Origin of the sequence: Pseudomonas sp. PARCl1 (genome assembly GCF_947311875.1) — a bacterium.
Lineage (GTDB): Bacteria > Pseudomonadota > Gammaproteobacteria > Pseudomonadales > Pseudomonadaceae > Aquipseudomonas > Aquipseudomonas juntendi.
In genome coordinates this window covers 1-18,119 of record NZ_CAMZMX010000018.1, presented here as the reverse complement: position 1 = coordinate 18,119, position 18,119 = coordinate 1, and the positions used below count along the sequence as shown (strand labels likewise).

Genomic DNA, 18,119 nt, shown 5'->3' with positions numbered 1-18,119 from the left:
GTTCAGGCGTCCTTTTGCTTGGTGCCGAAGATCTTGTCACCGGCATCGCCGAGGCCCGGCACGATATAGCCGTGCTCGTTCAGGCGCTGGTCGATCGAGGCGGTGTAGATCTGTACATCGGGGTGAGCTTTTTCCACCACGTCGATGCCTTCTGGTGCCGCGACCAGGACCATGGCGCGAATCTCTTTGCAGCCAGCCTTCTTCAACAGGTCGATGGTGGCAACCATCGAGCCGCCGGTCGCCAGCATGGGGTCGATGATCAATGCCAGGCGCTGGTTGATGTCCGGGGCGAGCTTTTCCAGGTAGGTGTGGGCTTCGAGGGTTTCTTCGTTGCGGGCAACACCGACCGCGCTCACCTTGGCACCCGGGATCAGGCTGAGTACGCCGTCGAGCATGCCGATGCCGGCACGCAGAATGGGCACTACGGTGATCTTCTTGCCGGCGATTTTCTCTACCGCGACTTTGCCACACCAGCCGTCGATCTCGTAGGTTTCGAGCGGCAGGTCCTGGGTGGCTTCATAAGTCAGAAGAGCGCCGACTTCCTGGGCGAGTTCGCGAAAATTCTTGGTGCTGATATCGGCACGGCGCATCAGGCCGAGCTTGTGGCGGATCAGCGGGTGGCGGATCTCACGAGTGGGCATAGGGGGGCTCCGAAAGGCGGGCAAAAAAACCGCGCTAGATTAATCTATTCAGCCTGCGCTGTCGTCTGGTCATTCTGCACGTTAGTCCATAAACGCTTGATCTGTGACGAGCGGATGCGTACCTTTGCCCGCTTTTCCAAAATCCCCCGGAGCGCGCCATGTCCGCCGATCTCGAGCATATCCGTCAAGTCATGCGTGAAGCTGACTGCCTGTACACCGAAGCCGAGGTCGAAGCGGCCATCGCCAAGGTGGGCGAGCAGATCTGCAAGGACCTGCACGACAAGAACCCTGTGGTGTTCTGCGTGATGAACGGTGGCCTGATCTTCTCCGGCAAACTGCTGACCCACCTGCAGTTCCCGCTGGAAGCTTCCTACCTGCACGCCACGCGCTACCGCAACCAGACCAGTGGCGGCGAGCTGTTCTGGAAGGCCAAGCCCGAGGTGTCGTTCATCGACCGCGACGTGCTGATCGTCGACGACATCCTCGATGAAGGCCATACCCTCAGTGCCATCATCGAGTTCTGCAAGCACGCCGGCGCGCGCTCGGTGTACACCGCCGTGCTGATCGACAAGGACCACGACCGCAAAGCCAGCCCGGACCTCAAGGCCAACTACGTGGGCCTGCCCTGCATTGACCGCTACATCTTCGGCTATGGCATGGACTACAAAGGGTACTGGCGCAACGCCAACGGCATCTTCGCCGTCAAGGGCCTGTAAAAACGTCCACGTGCTAGAGTGCGGCTTCATACAAGGAGCCTCACATGCGTGCGTTTCTCCCCCTTCTGGTGGCCATCAGCCTGCCGCTGGCCGCTGCACCGCTGCACAGCCAGTTCCTGCCCCCGGACGACCTGGCCCTGCGTCAGGAAGCACCCACCAGCCAGCAGTTGCTGCAAGTGACCGACTACTCGGTGGTAGTCGGTGCCCAGCGGCAGTCCGACCAGCAGCCGATCCCGATCACCTCGTCGCTGCAAGTGCGCCTGAAGGGCAAGCCGCTGAGCAAGGGGGCGACCATTGCCCAGGTGCTGCTGACATTCGACGGTGAGGCCGCCAAGAGCCTCAAGAAACCGGTGTACGACGACAAGACCCGCACCTTGAGCCTGAATTACCCCCTCAGCGACTACCGGGTGATCATGGACCTGCTGCGCAACGAAACGCTGTATGTGCAGTTCCTCACCTATGGCAACGGCCATATCTGGGCCGACCTGCACACGGGCACCGTACGTACGCGTTGAGGCGCGCGGCCTGCGGGGGGTAAACTGCCGGCCTTCGAAATTCCGTGATGGTCCAGATGGAGCCGGCAATGCGTAAAGACAAGAAACAGGTAATCGGTGACGAAATCAGCGACGACTACATCAAGTCGTTCCTTCAGTTCGAGCCGGCCGATGGCGTCACCTCACCCTCGCTGCACAAACTGGTGAAAGCCTACCGCGGCCTGCGTGTGGACGACTTCCAGCGTTTTGTCGGGTTCTTCGTCGAAGCCGGCCTGGACCTGGATGGCAAGGACGAACACGGCAAAACCTTCGTCGAGCAGATCGCCGACCAGCGCAATGCGCAGGAGTACATCGAGATCATCGCCCAGGCCCGTGGTTGATCGTTGGCCTGTGCCGCTTCCTCGCGGCCCAGGCTGACCAACACGCCGGCAAAAAAAACGCCCCGAAGGGCGATGCCTGTCCTTTAAGCGTTATTGGGGCTGCTTTGCAGCCCTTCGCGGGCGCGCCCGCTCCAACACGTTTGGCGCTGCACTCAAGAAATGCGCGACTCCTGTGGGAGCGGGCGTGCCCGCGAAGGGCCGCAAAGCGGCCCCCAATTACGTCACTGACTGGCATTACCCCGAAGGGCGTTGTTTCGTTACCGGGCCAATCAGGCGTAATGCTTGGCTGCCGGGCTGCTTTCCACCAGGTCCAGTGCCGCGTCGTTATCTGCACTGATCTTGCGGTACAGGGCCGCATCGGTCGCCAGGGTCTTCTCGCGTGCGGGGAAGATTTCCTTGAGTTTTTCGGCCCAGGCCCCTTTGGCCTGCTCAGGGAAGCAACGCTCGATCAGTTCCAGCATGATCGAAACGGTCACCGAAGCACCTGGCGAGGCGCCGAGCAGTGCAGCCAGGCTGCCGTCCTGCGCCGAGACCAGCTCGGTGCCGAATTGCAGCACGCCGCCTTTCTTCGGGTCTTTCTTGATGATCTGCACGCGCTGACCTGCGACTTCCAGGCGCCAGTCTTCGGCCTTGGCCTGCGGGTAGAAGCGCCGCAGGGCTTCCAGGCGCTGTTCCATCGACTGCATCACTTCGCTGACCAGGTACTTGGTCAGGTCCATGTTGTCGCGGGCCACGGCCAGCATCGGGCCGATATTGCCCATGCGCACCGACAGCGGCAGGTCCATCAGCGAACCGTGCTTCAGGAACTTGGTGGTAAAGCCGGCATAAGGGCCGAACAGCAGCGAAGTCTTGCCGTCTACAACCCGGGTGTCCAGGTGCGGTACCGACATCGGTGGCGCCCCCACGGCGGCCTGGCTGTAAACCTTGGCCTGGTGCTGCTTGACGATTTCCGGGTTGTCGCAGCGCAGCCACTGGCCGCTGACCGGGAAGCCGCCAAAACCTTTGCTCTCCGGGATGCCGGACATCTGCAGCAGCGGCAGGGCCGCGCCGCCGGCGCCCAGGAACACGAAGCGGGCGTCCACTTCACGGCTGCCGCCGCTGTTGACGTCCTTGATGCTGACGGTCCAGCCGCTGCCGTTACGGCGCAGGCCGACGACCTTCTTGCTGTATTTGACCTGCGCGTGCGGCGCGTCACCCAGCAGCTTCAGCAGCTTCAGGGTCAGGGCGCCGAAGTTGACGTCGGTGCCTTTGGCCACGCGGGTCGCGGCGATGTGCTGGTCGGCAGGGCGGCCAGGCATCATCAGCGGCATCCAGTCGTTCATCACGGCCTTGTCTTCGGTGTACTCCATCTCGGAGAAGGCATGGTGCTGCTTGAGCAGCTCGAAGCGTTTCTTGAGGAAGGCAACACCCTTGTCACCCTCGACGTAGCTCAGGTGCGGGACAGGGTTGATGAACGCACGCGCCGAGCCGAAGTTGTCCTTCTTGCTCAGGTAGGCCCAGAACTGGCGCGAAACCTCGAACTGGGTGTTGATGTGCACGGCCTTCTTGATGTCGATGCTGCCATCGGCGGCCTGCGGCGTGTAGTTCAGCTCGCACAGGCCGGCGTGGCCGGTGCCTGCGTTGTTCCAGGGGTTGGAGCTTTCCGCGGCTCCGGAGTCCATCGCCTCGACGACCTCAAGCTTCAGGGTCGGGTCAAGCTCCTTGAGCAGTACGGCCAGGGTGGCACTCATGATGCCCGCGCCTACCAGTACCACATCAACCGATTCGTTCTGCGCCATTTAACGCGTCTCCACAATCTACAGCTACCTAATTGACAGCATAGGACCTGGGGTTGCCAGGGTCGCCATGTCCGGCTTTTCGCAGTTCTTGCAACTTCCGCGGACACCGCCAACCAGTCTTCGGGTTCAGGTATTGAACGCCGTTTGCCAGGGCTGCGGCAATTCGACTTATGGTCAAGGTGTCGTGCGTGCGTTATGGAGCGGGTCAGGCACTCATGCAGGATGAGCGCATTTGCCGCCTGTTCAGGGCTGTTCGGGACACATCTGCCGCTTTTACACATGCCAGACTGTTCATTTGCTCGCCACACTCTTGTGAAGTTGTGAAAACCGTTTTTTCACGCTCTTTTGGAGACGTGAACCTCAAAAAGGGACTGCGCGATGGCAACCCGCAGGTTCATGCAGCGTGAAGGGCCGGAAAAGCAGGCACGACAGCCGATGCAAGACCTCAGTGGAAGGCTCTCTGTGGGCGAAGCGTTGAAGTTGCCGGGGTCAATCGGCGAGTGCGGGGCCCGATCAGGAGACGTCCTTATAATCGGGGGGAGATTATAACGATGTCGCGGGCAGAAATGTCGCCATTCGTGGTTTTTATTGCAGCGTTTGTCAGGCCAGGCGCATGCGCGGCTGCCAATGCCGGCTTGCACAGGCGCAAAGTACAGGCCCGGGCAGTGCATGAAAGCATTGTCACAAGCGGGCTGGGACCGATGACTGGCCGATGCGGGGCTGGGTATACTGTGCGCCTTAGCCGCATTTTCTGGAGAAACGCGCATGTTGCAACGTCTGTTGTTCGGTTTGCTTGCCGTGGCCAGCCTCAGCCTGGTCGGTTGTGCCCACAGCCCGCAACAACTCAACCCGCAACCCACGCTCAAGGCCCAGCTCGCGCCGGTCGGTCATGGCCAGCCGGTGGTGGTCCGGGTGGTTGACGGTCGCCCATCGCAGTCGCTGGGTACCCGTGGTGGCATGTACCCTGAAACCAGCACCATCAGCGTCAGTGGCAACGACGTGGTGCCCAAGCTGCAGGCCCAGGCTGAAGCGGCTGTGCGCCTGCTCGGCTTCACGCCTACGGCCAACGCCTACAACGCGCCGCAGTTGACCGTGACCCTGGCCGAGCTGAAGTACCAGTCGCCCAAAGACAACCTGTACGTGACCGAAGCCACGATCGGTGCCACCTTCCGTGCCGACGTGAAGAATGGCGGCCGCAGCTACAGCGGCCGCTACGGCGCGTCGCTCGACCAGCGCTTCGGCATGGCACCGAACCAGGACACCAACACCCAGTTGGTAGGCGACGTTCTGAGCGATGCGCTGACCCGTATGTTCAAAGACCCGAGCATTGGCCAGATCCTGGCCCAGTAAGCCCTCTGCGCTGCTGAAAACCCGCTGCCTGGTCGCCAGGCAGCGGGTTTTTTTGTGCCTCGCCAACGCTTGCCGGTGGGGTGGCCGGCGCAGGTTCACGCCGCCTCTATGTGGAAATCCAGCAGGCTGAAGCCAGTGCCGGCGTCCACCTCCGGCAGGTCTGCATGCACATGCCCGCCCAGCGCGCAGTAGACCAGCCACTGGCGGTCTTGCACATTGATGGCAAAACCATCGATCAGCGCCTGTTGCTCCTCGCTTTGGGCAACGAGGTAAAGGCGGTCCTGGTTTTCGGCGTGCAGCATGAAGTAGCTCCGGCTCATGGGAAGGTCGACAGGGTGGCCTGCTCAGATGACGAGCCGATGACAGATGAAATTAAATGACAGTTTGTCGCCAATGCCGGGCAGCGAAGGGCGAGTTGCGTAGAATGCGGGCCTTCGCCGTCGCTTACACCGAGGTTGCGTGATGTCCTTGCAAGTGCTTTGGGGGTTTCTGGCCGCCCATCCCACCAAGTTGATCAATGTGCTGGCGCTGCTGCTGACCTGCCCGGGCGGGTTGCTGCTGCAAAGCGCTAGGCGGCGCGCGGCCGAAACCCGCGAGAGCCTGGCGCTTGAGGAGGGGGTAGTGGATGCCTTCGACCTGCGGGTGCCCAAGTACTTCTACATTCTGGGCTTCGCTTGCCTGGCCATGGCGCTGCTGCTGTCCTGGTTCAGCACCTGGGTTTGAGATTGCGGGGCTGCAAGGCAGCCCCGCAATCGGTCAGGCAACCGGCGCCTGCTGCCTGACCTGGTACTGGTTGCGCACCGGTGTCGCATACTGCAATACCAGGTACGGCCGCTGCTCTTCAGGGCAGGCCGCCAGCCGACGTTGCCATTCTTCCTTGGCCTTGGCCAGTTCGTCGGCCGGGAACACCTGTTCGGCGCCAGGTACCTGCAGGGCTTCGTCCTTACCCTCCCACATTGCGTAGGCCAGGTAATGCACCGGGAACAACCGGTAGCCAGCCAGGATCTGGCGGTCGATCTCCGCGGCCAGCTGCTTGGTATCCTCGTAGTACTCGGTCACCGGTAACGCGAAGTTGATGTGCACCCGGCCCTTGTAGCCGGTGATGCCCTTGGCGATGCTGTTGTCGTCCTCCCCTGGGGCCTTCTGGTAGCTGCCAGTGGTAGCGCGGATATACAGCTCGCGGGCTTTGGCCTGGTCGCACGGGTCGTACTCGTAGCTGATCGACACCGGCGTCAGGTTCAGGCTCTGGATGACGGCGCCAAACGCCTCGTCCTTGCGGCTCATGTGGAACATCTTGAGGATCGCCGAGTCGGTGCGGTCGTCACCGTCCTTGGCGCGGCCCTCGGCCTGGGCGATCCAGATCGAGGTGGCGTCGTTGCGGATCGAGTGGTTGATGTAGGCCGAGAGCAGCTGATAAGCCGCCAGCTTTTCACGGCGCCCGCTGATCGAACGGTGCACGATGAAACTCTTGTTCAGGCGCATCATGTCGCTGACGAACGGCTTTTGCAGCAGGTTGTCGCCAATGGCGATGCGCGGCGTGGGCAGGCCGGCGTGGTACACCGCATAGTTGACGAAGGCCGGGTCCATCACGATGTCGCGGTGGTTGGCCAGGAACAGGTAGGCCGTACCTGCCTTCAACTGCTCCACACCGGAATAGGTGACGCCGTCGGTGGCGCGGTCGATGGTCTGGTCAACGTAGTACTCGACCTTGTCCTGCAGGGTGGAAACGCAGGTCACACCGGCGAATTCCTTGCGCAGGCGGCGGGCGATCAGCGGTTTGAGCAGCCAGCCGAAAGCCCCGGCTGCCCGCGGGAAGCGGAAGTGGGTGAGGATATCGAGGAATGCCGGGTCGCTGAGCAGGCGGGCCAGAACCGCAGGTACCTCAGCGTCGTCGTAGGGTCGGATGGCATCGAATTCGCCCATCATGCTCTCTTGTTGGAAACGGCTAGGGTAATAAACAGGGGCAGGCTCCGAAAAACGGCTCGGACGCACACGGGCCCCGTAAACAGACCGACAATTATACGCATAAGTCACCCCGGAGGCCGCGATGCTCGAAACTGCGTTCTACGATTACCCTTATTGCGGCGAAGAGGTCGAAACCACGGTGGACCTGTCCGGTGGCGATCAGGAGTACATCGAGGACTGCCAGGTGTGCTGCAGGCCGATTCGTTTCGTGCTGCAGGTGCATGGCGAGGAATGGATGCTGGATGTCTACGGCGAGAACGAATGATGCGGCGGATCTACGAACCGGAAAACCTGCTTGAAGCCGAAATGCTGTCCGGGATGCTCGCCAGTGAAGGCATCGCGGTGCAGGTGGTGGGCCGTGACCTGATCGGTGCAGTCGGCGAGCTGCCCATGCAAGGGTTGCTAGGGCTTGCGGTCGCCGATGAGCAGGCCGAGTACGCACGGCAGCTGATCGATGCGTACAATGAGGCCCAGCCACTGGTTGGCGACGAACCGGAGAGTATCCCCGGTACCTTGATCTGCTAGGTTCTGAATTCGCTCATGTGTGGACGTTACGCCCTGTTTCGCTGGCCCCAGGCCCTTGCCAGTCTGCCGGGGTTCCCCGCGGGCCAGCCGGCCCAATGGAATATTGCACCTGGGGCATCGGTGCTGATCCAGCGCCAGCTTGACGGCCAGCAGCAACTGGCCATGGCGCGTTGGGGGCTGACCCCGGCGTGGCTCACCGACCTGTCCCGCACCCCCGCCCATGCCCGCGCCGAAACCCTGGCCGAGCAACCGATGTTCCGCGAGGCGTTTCGCCAGCGCCGCTGCCTGATGCCGGCCAACGGCTTTTACGAGTGGCGGGGCACGGTACGCAAGCGCCCTTATTGGCTGACGCCGGGGGAGGGCGCCTCGTTGTACTTTGCGGCCATATGGGAAGCCTACCCCGTGCAGGACCAGGTGTGGCTGAGTTGCGCGGTGGTGACCCAGGCGGCCCTGAACCAGCGCCGGCCGCTGATCCTCGACGATGCGGGCCAGGCTGCCTGGCTCGATCCGGATACGCCGGTTACCCGCTTGCACGAACTGCTGGCCAGCCCGCCTGCGCCACTGCGCGAAAGGGCCTTGGCGAATTTCGTCAACGACCCGAAGCTGGATGCGCCGGAGTGTCTTACCCCGCTTTGATGGGTGGCCGGTGCTGGTGATGAAAATCTTCCCTGCGGCTATGGCGGCTACCGGCGAGTCGGCCTAGGATACGGCGCATGCAAAAAAGGGAGTGTTTTCATGCGTAAGTCTTTTGTCGTCAGCCTGTTGAGTGCTGGCATCGTGCTGGGCGGCTGCCAGGCGGTGAATACCACCAGTGGCGGTGCTGTCGGCGTCGAGCGCCAGCAGTACATGTTCAGCATGCTCTCCACCGATGAAGTCAACCAGATGTACGCCCAGTCGTACCAGCAGACCCTCGGTGAAGCCTCCAGCAAGGGGGTGCTCGACAAGTCCAGTGCCGATGCCAAGCGGGTGCAGGCCATCGCCAGCCGGCTGATTGCCCAGGCCCCCAAGTTCCGCCCGGATTCCGCGCAGTGGGACTGGCAAGTCAACGTGATCAAGAGCGACGAACTGAACGCCAACTGCGGCCCTGGCGGCAAGATCATCGTGTATACCGGCCTGATCGACCAGCTCAAGCTCACCGATGCGGAAATTGCCGCCGTTGTCGGTCACGAAATCGCCCACGCCCTGCGTGAGCACAGCCGCGAGGCGATGTCCAAGGCCTATGGTGTGGAAATGGCGCGCCAGGGGGCGGGTGCCATCTTTGGCCTGGGCCAGAACAGCATGGCCATTGCCGACACCGTGGTGAACTACGCCATGACCCTGCCCAACAGCCGGGCCAACGAAAACGAAGCCGACCTGATCGGCCTGGAGTTGTCGGCCCGTGCCGGCTACGACCCGAACGCCGCAATCACCTTGTGGAACAAGATGAGCAAGGCGTCCGAAGGCGCCCCGCCCGAGTTCATGAGCACTCACCCGGCATCCTCCAGCCGCATTGCCTCGCTGCAGGCGGCCATTCCCAAGGTGATGCCGCTGTATCAGGCCGCGGCCAAGCCATGATCGCTTGAAGCGTGGGGGCGCACGGCGCCCCCGTGTTTTCCGGTTACCCGACCCAGCCACTGGCCTTCATCGCCGAGTACACGGCCACGATCGCCAGTACGAAGAACGCCGCGGCCGCCAGGCGACGGATCAGCGTCAGCGGCAGCTTGTCGGCTGCAAAGTTGCCCGCCAGCACCACGGGTACGTTGGCAATCAGCATGCCCAGCGTGGTGCCGATGATGACCATGATCAGGTGCGGGTATTGGGCCGCCAGCATTACGGTCGCGACCTGGGTCTTGTCACCGATTTCGGCGAGGAAGAACGCAATCAGCGTGGTCAGGAACGGGCCGAAGCGGCGCGCCGGGTTCTCGTCATCGTCCATTTTGTCCGGTACCAGGGTCCAGAGCGCCGTGGCGGTGAAGCTCGCGGCCAGGATCCAGTGCAGGGCCGAATCGCTGAAGAAGCTACCGACCCACGCCCCTACGGCACCGGCTGCGGCATGGTTGGCCAGGGTGGCGGCGATGATACCGGCAATGATCGGCCATGGCTTGCGGAAGCGCGCGGCGAGAATGAGTGCGAGCAGCTGCGTCTTGTCGCCGATTTCGGCGAGCGCAACGATGGCGGTGGGGACCAACAGAGATTCCAGCATCAGGATTCCTACGGGGGGCGGGTCGACACGGCTATGACACGTACAGCCTTCCCGCCCCGGGTAAGGTGTGCGTGTCATAGGTCTTGTCAAACCCCGGATCCGTCTATGCGGATCTCTCCATGCACGTGGGCATGGGGGTCGCACGCGCCATGGTCTGTGGACCAAGTATGTTGACGCGTACCGGGCGAGCGGTGGGCTCGCGGGAGACTACTCCCCTAGGACGGAGCGGATTCTGCCTTGGCAAAACGCTTTCGGCAAGCGCTGTTTTCAGCCATGCACGGCCTGGTAGATTCGGAAGCCTTCCGCCTCGTCGCGTATCTGGCAGTTGCCCAGCGCCCCTTCGATCAGCGGCTGGTAGCGCAGGAAGCTATTGGCAACCAAGCGCATTTCGCCCCCTTTTCGCAGATGAACCGCTAATTTTCTCAGCAAGTTTTCCGAGGCCTGGTAATTGGTGTGCACCCCGGTATGGAACGGCGGGTTGCTGAGAATCAGGCTCAGGTCGAGCGGTGCTGCATCAATGCCATCACCGCTGATCACCTCACCTTCCAGGCCGTTTGCAGCCAGGGTCAGACGGCTGGCAGCCACGGCGAAGGCATCCACGTCCAGCAACGTCACCCGGTTGTGCGGGTAACGGCGCTTGACCGTGGCCCCCAGCACCCCGGCACCGCAACCGAAGTCCAGCATGTGGCCGCTGGGCAGGTTGTCCAGGTGCTTGAGCAGCAGCGCAGTGCCGCGGTCCAGGCGGCCGTGGCTGAACACACCGGGCAGGCTGACCACTTGCAGCGGGCCGTCTTCCAGGGCCAGTTCGAAGCGCTGGGCCAGGCTCTGCAGCGGTGTCGCCTGCGGGGCCTGGTCGACCGTCACCTGCCACAGCTGGCAATGCCGCGCGCTGTCAAGCTTGCGCGGCTTGCCGAAAGCCTGCAACAGCTTGGCCGCGCCCTCGATGCCACCGCGTTTTTCACCGACCAGGTACAGCGCGCGACCCGCCAGGCGGGAAGCCAGGGCGTTGAGCAGGTAGGCGGCCAATTCGCGGGATTTGGGCAGGAACAGCACGGCGCTGTCGAACGCGCCCGCCGGGGGCTCTACGCCATACTGGCTGCGGCCCGCAAAGCGGCCTTCGAGCACGGCCTGGTCGCCGGCGTGCCACGACCAGGCGCGGGCTTCGGGCAACTGCCCGAGCAAGCCGTCGGCGGGGGCGCCTGCGAGCAGCAGCGGGCCCTGGAACAGCTCCGCCTGGCGGAGCAATACTTCACTGCGCGGGTCCATGAACGACGCCTCCTGGAAAAAAGTGGCGCAGTGTAGCAGAGCCCGGCGCCTGGCTCAGCTGACCACGCGGCGTGGCTGCCCGGCGAAAAAGGCCTGGGCGTTCTCGCTGAGCTGGCCGACGATACGCTGGCGCGCCTCCACCGCGCCCCAGGCGCTGTGTGGGGTGATGATCAGGCGCGGGATACCGGCTTCGAGCAGCGGGTTGCCGTTGACTGGCGGCTCCACGCTCAATACGTCGGTGGCAGCGCCGCCCAGGTGGCCACTGCGCAGCGCATCGGCCAGGGCCTGCTCATCGATCAGGCCGCCGCGCGCGGTGTTCACCACCAGCGCCCCAGGCTTGAGCAGGGCCAGCTCGCGCGCCCCCAGCATGTGCCGGGTGTGCTCATTCAAGGGGCAGTGCAGGGTCAGCGCGTCAACCTGCGGCAACAACGCCTCCAGCGGCAGCCGGTCGGCGCGCTGCGGGCGGCCGGGGATCAGCCCGCTCAGTACGCGCATGCCGAACGCTTCGGCCAGCCGCGCCACCGCGCCGCCCAACTCACCGTGGCCAAGCAGGCCAAGGGTTTTGCCCTGCAGTTCGACAATCGGGAAATCCAGCAGGCAGAACTGGTTGGCCTTGGCCCATTGCCCCTCTGCCACCGCCTGGTGGTAGTCGCACAGCCGCGTGGCCAGCGCCAGCAGCAGCGCGAGGGTGTGCTGGGCGACAGACGGCGTGCCGTAGCCCTGGCAGTTGCACACCGTGATGCCCTGGGCGCGGGCGGCGGCCAGGTCGACGTTGTTGGTGCCGGTGGCGGCCACCAGAATCAGCTTCAATTGCGGATTGGCGGCCAGCACGGCGGCGTCGAGCACAACCTTGTTGCTGACCACCGCTACCGCGCCCTGCAGGCGCTCGGCGACCTGTTCCGGGGCGGTGGCGGCGAACAGCTCGAACTGGTCGAACTGCTGCTGCAGGGGCGACAGATCCAGGTCGCCGAGGTCCAGGGACTGGTGGTCGAGAAACACGGCGCGACGCGGGCTGGGCATGAACATCTCCTGGGCAGGGGCGGGTTTGTGGTGGGCTCCCGGCGCAGTGTCCAGCTCAACCTCGCCGCCCGTCAACGCCTTGCGGCTCATACCTTGGCCAGGCAAATCATTCCTTCGGCTGATTTGGCCGTCACATTGGCGAACTACAGTAACTCCCCAGATCAGCTCCCCACCGACTTTTCCGGCCCGCTTCCAAGAAAAGGGATATCCATGTTGCAGACCCGCATCATCAAGCCCGCCGAGGGCGCCTATGCCTATCCATTACTGATCAAGCGCCTGCTGATGTCTGGCAGCCGCTACGAGAAGACCCGCGAAATCGTCTACCGCGACCAGATGCGGCTGACCTACCCACAGCTCAACGAGCGTATCGCCCGGCTGGCCAACGTGCTGACCGAGGCCGGGGTCAAGGCCGGTGACACCGTGGCGGTCATGGACTGGGACAGCCACCGCTACCTGGAATGCATGTTTGCCATCCCGATGATCGGCGCCGTGGTGCATACCATCAACGTGCGCCTGTCACCCGAGCAGATCCTCTACACCATGAACCACGCCGAAGACCGGGTGGTGCTGGTCAACAGTGACTTTGTCGGCCTGTACCAGGCCATCGCCGGGCAGTTGACCACTGTCGACAAGACCGTGCTGCTGACCGATGGCCCGGCCCAGGCCGCCGAACTGCCCGGGCTGGTGGGTGAGTACGAACAACTGCTCGCCGCTGCCAGCCCGAGCTACGACTTCCCCGACTTCGACGAGAACTCGGTGGCGACCACGTTCTACACCACTGGCACCACCGGCAACCCCAAGGGCGTGTACTTCACCCATCGGCAGCTGGTGCTGCACACCCTGGCCGAGGCTTCGGTCACCGGCAGTATCGACAGCGTGCGCCTGCTGGGCAGCGATGACGTCTACATGCCGATCACGCCGATGTTCCACGTGCATGCCTGGGGCATTCCCTACGCGGCCACCATGCTCGGCATGAAGCAGGTGTATCCCGGTCGTTACGAGCCCGAGATGCTGATCAGGCTGTGGCGTGAAGAGAACGTCACCTTCTCCCACTGTGTGCCGACCATCCTGCAGATGCTGCTCAATTGCCCGACTGCCCAAGGCCAGGACTTCGGCGGCTGGAAAATCATCATCGGCGGCAGCTCGCTGAACCGGTCGCTGTACCAGGCGGCGCTGGCCCGCGGCATCCAGCTGACCGCAGCGTACGGCATGTCCGAGACCTGCCCGCTGATATCCGCCGCGCACCTGAACGACGAGTTGCAGGCCGGCAGTGAGGATGAGCGCGTCACCTACCGTATCAAGGCCGGGGTGCCGGTACCGTTGGTGGAGGCGGCGATTGTCGACGGCGACGGCAACTTCCTGCCCGCCGATGGCGAAACCCAGGGCGAGCTGGTGCTGCGTGCACCGTGGCTGACCCAGGGTTATTTCAAGGAGCCGGAAAAGAGCGAAGAGCTGTGGCTGGGCGGCTGGCTGCACACCGGCGACGTCGCCACCCTCGACAACATGGGTTACATCGACATACGCGACCGTATCAAGGATGTGATCAAGACCGGTGGCGAGTGGGTGTCGTCACTCGACCTGGAAGACCTGGTCAGCCGCCACCCGGCCGTGCGCGAAGTCGCGGTGGTGGGGGTGGCCGACCCGCAGTGGGGCGAGCGCCCGTTTGCCCTGCTGGTGGTGCGCGAGGGCATGGCGATCGATGCGAAAGCGCTGAAGGACCACCTCAAGCCGTTCGTCGAGCAAGGCCATATCAACAAATGGGCGATTCCCAGCCAGATCGCCGTTGTTACTGAAATTCCCAAGACCAGTGTCGGCAAGCTGGACAAGAAGCGCATACGCCAGGACATCGTGCAGTGGCAGGCCAGCAACAGCGCCTTCCTGTCCACCCTGTAAACCTGGGGCGGGTCGCGTGCGACAGAACGCGACCCGCGTTCTAGAGCGGCTGGCGCCTTGCCAAATGGTAAAAATGCGCCATCCTTGAGCACTGCCAGCACGCGATCAAGGAAAAAACCCAACGAGTGGTTGGCACGGAGCGCAAATCACACTTTAGAGGGATCAAGCGCCTGTGCCTTGCTGGCTATAGTCGGGGCCAGGGGATTTTCAGGAATGGGGGAGGGCGTCACGCGCTAGCCGTGCCGCCGCAGGCGCAAGCCTGCAAACCGGTCACTCGGCCGTTCTTGAAAGGACTCACTGCCATAACAATAAAGTACATGGAGTAGCGTCGATGAAATCTGCAAATCCGTTCTGGCGCCGGGCCAAGCTGCCCTTGGCCGTCAGCATCGCTTCCACGCTCGCAAGTCCTGCTTTCGCTGTCAGTTTCAACATCGGTGAAATCGAAGGCCAGTTCGACTCGTCGCTCTCCATTGGCGCCAGCTGGTCGACCGCCAACCCCAACCGGAACCTGATCGGGGTGAACAACGGCGGCAAGGGCCTGTCGCAGACCTCCGACGACGGTCACCTGAACTTCAAGAAGGGCGAAACCTTCTCCAAGATCTTCAAGGGTATCCACGACCTGGAGCTCAAGTACGGTGATACCGGCGTATTCGTGCGCGGCAAGTACTGGTATGACTTCGAGCTGAAGGACGAAGGTCGCGAATTCAAGGACATCAGCGATTCCAACCGCAAGGAAGGGGCCAAGTCGTCCGGCGCCGAACTGCTCGACGCCTTCGTCTACCACAACTACTCGATCGGTGATCAGCCGGGCTCGGTTCGCCTCGGCAAGCAGGTGGTCAGCTGGGGCGAAAGTACCTTCATCGGTGGCGGCATCAACGCGATCAACCCCATCGACGTGTCGGCGTTCCGCCGCCCGGGTGCCGAGATCAAGGAAGGCCTGATTCCGGTCAACATGTTCTACATCTCCCAGAGCCTGACCGACAACCTGTCGGCCGAGGCCTTCTATCAGCTGGAGTGGGACCAGACGGTCGTCGACAACTGCGGCACGTTCTTCTCGCAACCCGACATCATCGCCGATGGCTGTACCGACAACCTGCGCGTGCTCAACAGCAGCCGCACGGTACCGGGCGCCGCCCAGCAGTTTCTTGCCACGCGCGGCGTGAACATCAACGAAGAGGGCGTGATGGTGCGCCGTGGTGCCGACCGCGATGCGCGTGACAGCGGGCAGTTCGGTGTGGCCATGCGCTACATGTTCGAGCCGCTGGACACCGAGTTCGGTGCCTACTTCATGAACTACCACAGCCGTGCGCCAATCTTCAGCGCCACAGGGGCCGCACCTTCGGTATTTGCAGGGCTCAGCGCGCTGCCTGCGCAACTGCGGGCGCTGGCGCCGCTGATCGTGGCCGGCAATTCCGAGTACTTCGTCGAATACCCGGAAGACATTCGCCTGTATGGCTTGAGCTTCTCCACCACATTGCCCACTGGCACCGCCTGGAGCGGCGAAATCAGCTACCGGCCCAACGCACCGGTGCAGCTCAATACCACGGACATCCTGTTTGCCGGGGTTCGCCCGATTGGTGGCGCATTGAGCAACGCCTCGCTGCTGACAGGCACCCCTGGCCAGGACCTGCATGGCTACCGTCGCAAGGAGATCACTCAGTTCCAGACGACCCTCACGCACTTCTTCGACCAGGTGATGGGCGCCAGCCGCATGACCGTAGTCGGCGAGCTGGGTGTGACCCACGTCGGTGGCCTGGAGAACGCGCACGATACCCGTTACGGCCGTGACCCGGTATTCGGCCCAGGCCCGCTGCCCGCCACCGGCGGCGCAGATACCTGCCAGGCACTCAACAGCAGCACCATCGCCGGCGCGGGTGCGGGTGCCTCCACCGCCAACCTGAACCGCAAGTGCGAGAACGACGGCTACACCACCAGCACTTCGTGGGGCTACCGCGCCCGCGTGATCTGGGACTACAACGACGTGTTCGCCGGGGTCAACCTGAAACCGAGCGTGGCCTGGTCGCACGACGTGTCGGGCTATTCGCCAGGCCCTGGCGGCAACTTCGAGGAAGGCCGCAAGGCAGTCAGCCTGGGCCTGGACGCGGAGTACCAGAACACCTACACGGCGAGTCTGTCGTACACCAACTTCTTCGACGGCAAGTACAGCACCGTGGATGACCGCGACTTCGTCGCCCTCAGCTTCGGCGTGAATTTCTAAGCCCACAGATCCAGGACAACACGACATGAACAAGACCAGAAGTCTGCTGCAAGCCGGTGTGCTGGGCCTGTCCCTGCTGGCGACCAGCGTCATGGCTGCGGTATCCGCCGACGAGGCGGCCAAGCTGGGTAGCACGCTGACCCCGATGGGCGCCGAAAAGGCCGGTAACGCCGATGGTTCGATCGGCCCATGGCAGCCCTTGTCGAAAACCGCAGGCAGCGTCGATGGCAAAGGCTTCCTGTCCGACCCGTACGGCAGTGAGAAGCCACTGTTCACCATCACTGCGCAAAACGCCGAGCAGTACAAGGACAAGCTCTCGCCAGGCCAGATGGCCATGCTCAAGCGTTACCCGGACACCTTCAAGATCCCGGTATTCAAGACCCACCGCGGTTCCACCGTGCCTGCCGACGTGTTCGCCGCCATCAAGGAGAACGCCACCAAGACTACCCTTGTGGAAGGCGGCAACGGCCTGAGCAACTTCCGCACCGCGATACCGTTCCCCATTCCGAAAAACGGCCTGGAGGTGATCTGGAACCACATCACCCGCTACCGGGGTGGCAGCGTCAGCCGCCTGGTTACCCAGGCCACGCCGCAACAGAACGGCTCCTTCAACCCCGTGTACTTTTCTGACCAGTTCGTCTTCCGCGACAAGATGAAGGATTACGACCCGAACAACCCGGGCAACATCCTGTTCTACTTCAAGCAGGAAGTTACCGCCCCGGCGCGTCTGGCCGGTACCGTACTGCTGGTGCACGAAACCCTCGACCAGGTCAAGGATCCGCGCAAGGCCTGGATCTACAACGCCGGCCAGCGCCGAGTGCGCCAGGCGCCACAGGTGTCGTACGACGGCCCGGGTACCGCCGCCGATGGCCTGCGCACGTCGGACAACCTGGACATGTACAACGGCGCGCCAGACCGCTATGACTGGAAGCTGGAGGGCAAGAAGGAGCTGTACATCGCCTCCAACGCCTTCAAGCTCGATGACCCCAAGCTCAAGTACACCGACATCATCAAGGCCGGGCACATCAACCAGGACCTGACCCGTTATGAGCTGCGCCGTGTCTGGCATGTGGTCGCCACACTGAAGCCGGGGCAGCGGCATATCTACGCCAAGCGTGACTTCTACATCGACGAAGACACCTGGCAGGCCGCAGTGATCGACCAGTACGATGGCCGTGGCCAGCTGTGGCGCGTGTCCGAGGCGCACGCCCAGCCTTACTACAATGTCGAGGTACCGTGGTACACCCTGGAGGCCATCTACGACCTGCAGTCTGGTCGTTACCTGGCGCTAGGTATGAAGAACGAAGAGAAGCGTGCTTATGACTTCGGCTTCAGTGCCAGCAAGGCCGACTTCCAACCGGCGGCGCTGCGTCAGTCCGGCATTCGCTGAGCAGAACGCATTCAAGCGTCGGTTTACCGTAATGTTGTTCACTTGTGTGTGATGTCACACTGATTGGGGCTGCTGCGCAGCCCATCGCGACACGAGGCCGCTCCTACCAGGACCGTGCAGTTCTTGAGGCCTGCGCTGTACCTGTGGGAGATTCTATGGTTCCTGGCAAGGGTAGCCGGAGCATCTTCAGCGCCTGTGAGATCGAGCGCCGCCCGCGCGGCGCAATCGCGAGCTGCGCTCGCTCCTACGTTTGTTTCGGGCCAGTAACCCCTGTGCCAGATGCGCGCGACCGCCTTGTTCG

19 protein-coding genes and 1 riboswitch are annotated in these 18,119 nt (G+C 63.0%); of the genes, 12 read left to right on the top strand and 7 right to left on the bottom strand.

The genetic code is table 11. The features are described from left to right. Window positions 1-2: 2 nt before the first annotated feature. Window positions 3-641 (bottom strand): uracil phosphoribosyltransferase, encoded by a 639-nt coding sequence (gene upp / locus QME24_RS12275; protein ID WP_009682953.1) that lies wholly within the window; start codon window positions 639-641, stop codon window positions 3-5. Between the two features lie 158 nt (window positions 642-799). On the opposite strand from upp, the gene QME24_RS12270 reads away from it, so the two are divergent. From QME24_RS12270 to QME24_RS12260, 3 genes are all read left to right on the top strand, one after another. Then, entirely contained in the window at window positions 800-1,357 is a 558-nt protein-coding gene (locus QME24_RS12270; RefSeq protein WP_009682952.1) for a hypoxanthine-guanine phosphoribosyltransferase, read from the top strand. Window positions 1,358-1,401: 44 nt separating this feature from the next. Beyond that, a complete protein-coding gene (locus QME24_RS12265; RefSeq protein ID WP_054903932.1) occupies window positions 1,402-1,872 on the top strand; it encodes a hypothetical protein in 471 nt (156 codons plus the stop codon). A 68-nt stretch (window positions 1,873-1,940) separates the two neighbouring features. After that, window positions 1,941-2,231: a PA4642 family protein gene (locus QME24_RS12260; RefSeq protein ID WP_009682950.1), complete on the top strand. Its 291-nt coding sequence runs from the start codon at window positions 1,941-1,943 to the stop codon at window positions 2,229-2,231. Window positions 2,232-2,500: 269 nt separating this feature from the next. Here the strand turns inward: QME24_RS12260 and mqo are convergent, their stop codons facing one another. Then, window positions 2,501-4,009: a malate dehydrogenase (quinone) gene (gene mqo, locus QME24_RS12255; RefSeq protein WP_064314333.1), complete on the bottom strand. Its 1,509-nt coding sequence runs from the start codon at window positions 4,007-4,009 to the stop codon at window positions 2,501-2,503. A 765-nt stretch (window positions 4,010-4,774) separates the two neighbouring features. On the opposite strand from mqo, the gene QME24_RS12250 reads away from it, so the two are divergent. Beyond that, window positions 4,775-5,359, top strand: coding sequence for a YajG family lipoprotein (locus tag QME24_RS12250; protein WP_029886852.1), 585 nt, complete (start codon window positions 4,775-4,777; stop codon window positions 5,357-5,359). A gap of 95 nt (window positions 5,360-5,454) precedes the next feature. Here QME24_RS12250 and QME24_RS12245 read toward each other — a convergent pair whose 3' ends face one another. Then, window positions 5,455-5,661, bottom strand: coding sequence for a hypothetical protein (locus QME24_RS12245; protein WP_009682946.1), 207 nt, complete (start codon window positions 5,659-5,661; stop codon window positions 5,455-5,457). Between the two features lie 160 nt (window positions 5,662-5,821). Here QME24_RS12245 and QME24_RS12240 point away from each other — a divergent pair, with 160 nt between their 5' ends. Then, window positions 5,822-6,082: a hypothetical protein gene (locus QME24_RS12240; RefSeq protein ID WP_054903934.1), complete on the top strand. Its 261-nt coding sequence runs from the start codon at window positions 5,822-5,824 to the stop codon at window positions 6,080-6,082. A 33-nt stretch (window positions 6,083-6,115) separates the two neighbouring features. Here QME24_RS12240 and QME24_RS12235 read toward each other — a convergent pair whose 3' ends face one another. Further along, on the bottom strand, window positions 6,116-7,282 hold the full coding sequence (locus QME24_RS12235) for a 1-acyl-sn-glycerol-3-phosphate acyltransferase (protein ID WP_232892991.1): 1,167 nt from the start codon (window positions 7,280-7,282) through the stop codon (window positions 6,116-6,118). Window positions 7,283-7,406: 124 nt separating this feature from the next. On the opposite strand from QME24_RS12235, the gene QME24_RS12230 reads away from it, so the two are divergent. The 4 genes from QME24_RS12230 to QME24_RS12215 all read left to right on the top strand — a co-directional run bounded on the left by QME24_RS12230 (window position 7,407) and on the right by QME24_RS12215 (window position 9,403). After that, window positions 7,407-7,589, top strand: a complete 183-nt coding sequence (locus QME24_RS12230) for a CPXCG motif-containing cysteine-rich protein (RefSeq protein WP_281690849.1) — start codon at window positions 7,407-7,409, stop codon at window positions 7,587-7,589. After that, entirely contained in the window at window positions 7,589-7,849 is a 261-nt protein-coding gene (locus QME24_RS12225) for a DUF2007 domain-containing protein (protein ID WP_054903940.1), read from the top strand. Before QME24_RS12230 ends, QME24_RS12225 begins: the two co-directional genes overlap by 1 nt. Window positions 7,850-7,864: 15 nt before the next feature. Next, the gene (locus QME24_RS12220) at window positions 7,865-8,485 is read left to right on the top strand and encodes an SOS response-associated peptidase (protein WP_054903936.1); all 621 of its coding nucleotides are present in this window, start codon (window positions 7,865-7,867) and stop codon (window positions 8,483-8,485) included. Window positions 8,486-8,584: 99 nt separating this feature from the next. Beyond that, the gene (locus QME24_RS12215) at window positions 8,585-9,403 is read left to right on the top strand and encodes a M48 family metallopeptidase (RefSeq protein ID WP_054903937.1); all 819 of its coding nucleotides are present in this window, start codon (window positions 8,585-8,587) and stop codon (window positions 9,401-9,403) included. A 43-nt stretch (window positions 9,404-9,446) separates the two neighbouring features. Here QME24_RS12215 and QME24_RS12210 read toward each other — a convergent pair whose 3' ends face one another. The 3 genes from QME24_RS12210 to QME24_RS12200 all read right to left on the bottom strand — a co-directional run bounded on the left by QME24_RS12210 (window position 9,447) and on the right by QME24_RS12200 (window position 12,317). Then, window positions 9,447-10,031: a TMEM165/GDT1 family protein gene (locus QME24_RS12210; RefSeq protein WP_009682938.1), complete on the bottom strand. Its 585-nt coding sequence runs from the start codon at window positions 10,029-10,031 to the stop codon at window positions 9,447-9,449. A gap of 89 nt (window positions 10,032-10,120) precedes the next feature. Then, a riboswitch (yybP-ykoY riboswitch) is annotated at window positions 10,121-10,259 on the bottom strand. 39 nt (window positions 10,260-10,298) lie between these two features. Further along, window positions 10,299-11,297, bottom strand: coding sequence for a class I SAM-dependent methyltransferase (locus QME24_RS12205; RefSeq protein ID WP_009682937.1), 999 nt, complete (start codon window positions 11,295-11,297; stop codon window positions 10,299-10,301). Between the two features lie 54 nt (window positions 11,298-11,351). Then, the gene (locus QME24_RS12200; RefSeq protein WP_029887160.1) at window positions 11,352-12,317 is read right to left on the bottom strand and encodes a 2-hydroxyacid dehydrogenase; all 966 of its coding nucleotides are present in this window, start codon (window positions 12,315-12,317) and stop codon (window positions 11,352-11,354) included. 210 nt (window positions 12,318-12,527) lie between these two features. Here QME24_RS12200 and QME24_RS12195 point away from each other — a divergent pair, with 210 nt between their 5' ends. The 3 genes from QME24_RS12195 (at window position 12,528) to QME24_RS12185 (ending at window position 17,818) form a co-directional block, all read left to right on the top strand. Further along, entirely contained in the window at window positions 12,528-14,210 is a 1,683-nt protein-coding gene (locus QME24_RS12195; RefSeq protein WP_054881703.1) for a fatty acid--CoA ligase, read from the top strand. Window positions 14,211-14,541: 331 nt separating this feature from the next. After that, complete coding sequence (locus QME24_RS12190; protein ID WP_009682933.1) at window positions 14,542-16,428, top strand: DUF1302 domain-containing protein; 1,887 nt, start codon at window positions 14,542-14,544, stop codon at window positions 16,426-16,428. Window positions 16,429-16,453: 25 nt separating this feature from the next. Continuing rightward, window positions 16,454-17,818, top strand: coding sequence for a DUF1329 domain-containing protein (locus QME24_RS12185; RefSeq protein WP_054881702.1), 1,365 nt, complete (start codon window positions 16,454-16,456; stop codon window positions 17,816-17,818). The last annotated feature ends 301 nt before the right edge of the window (window positions 17,819-18,119 follow it).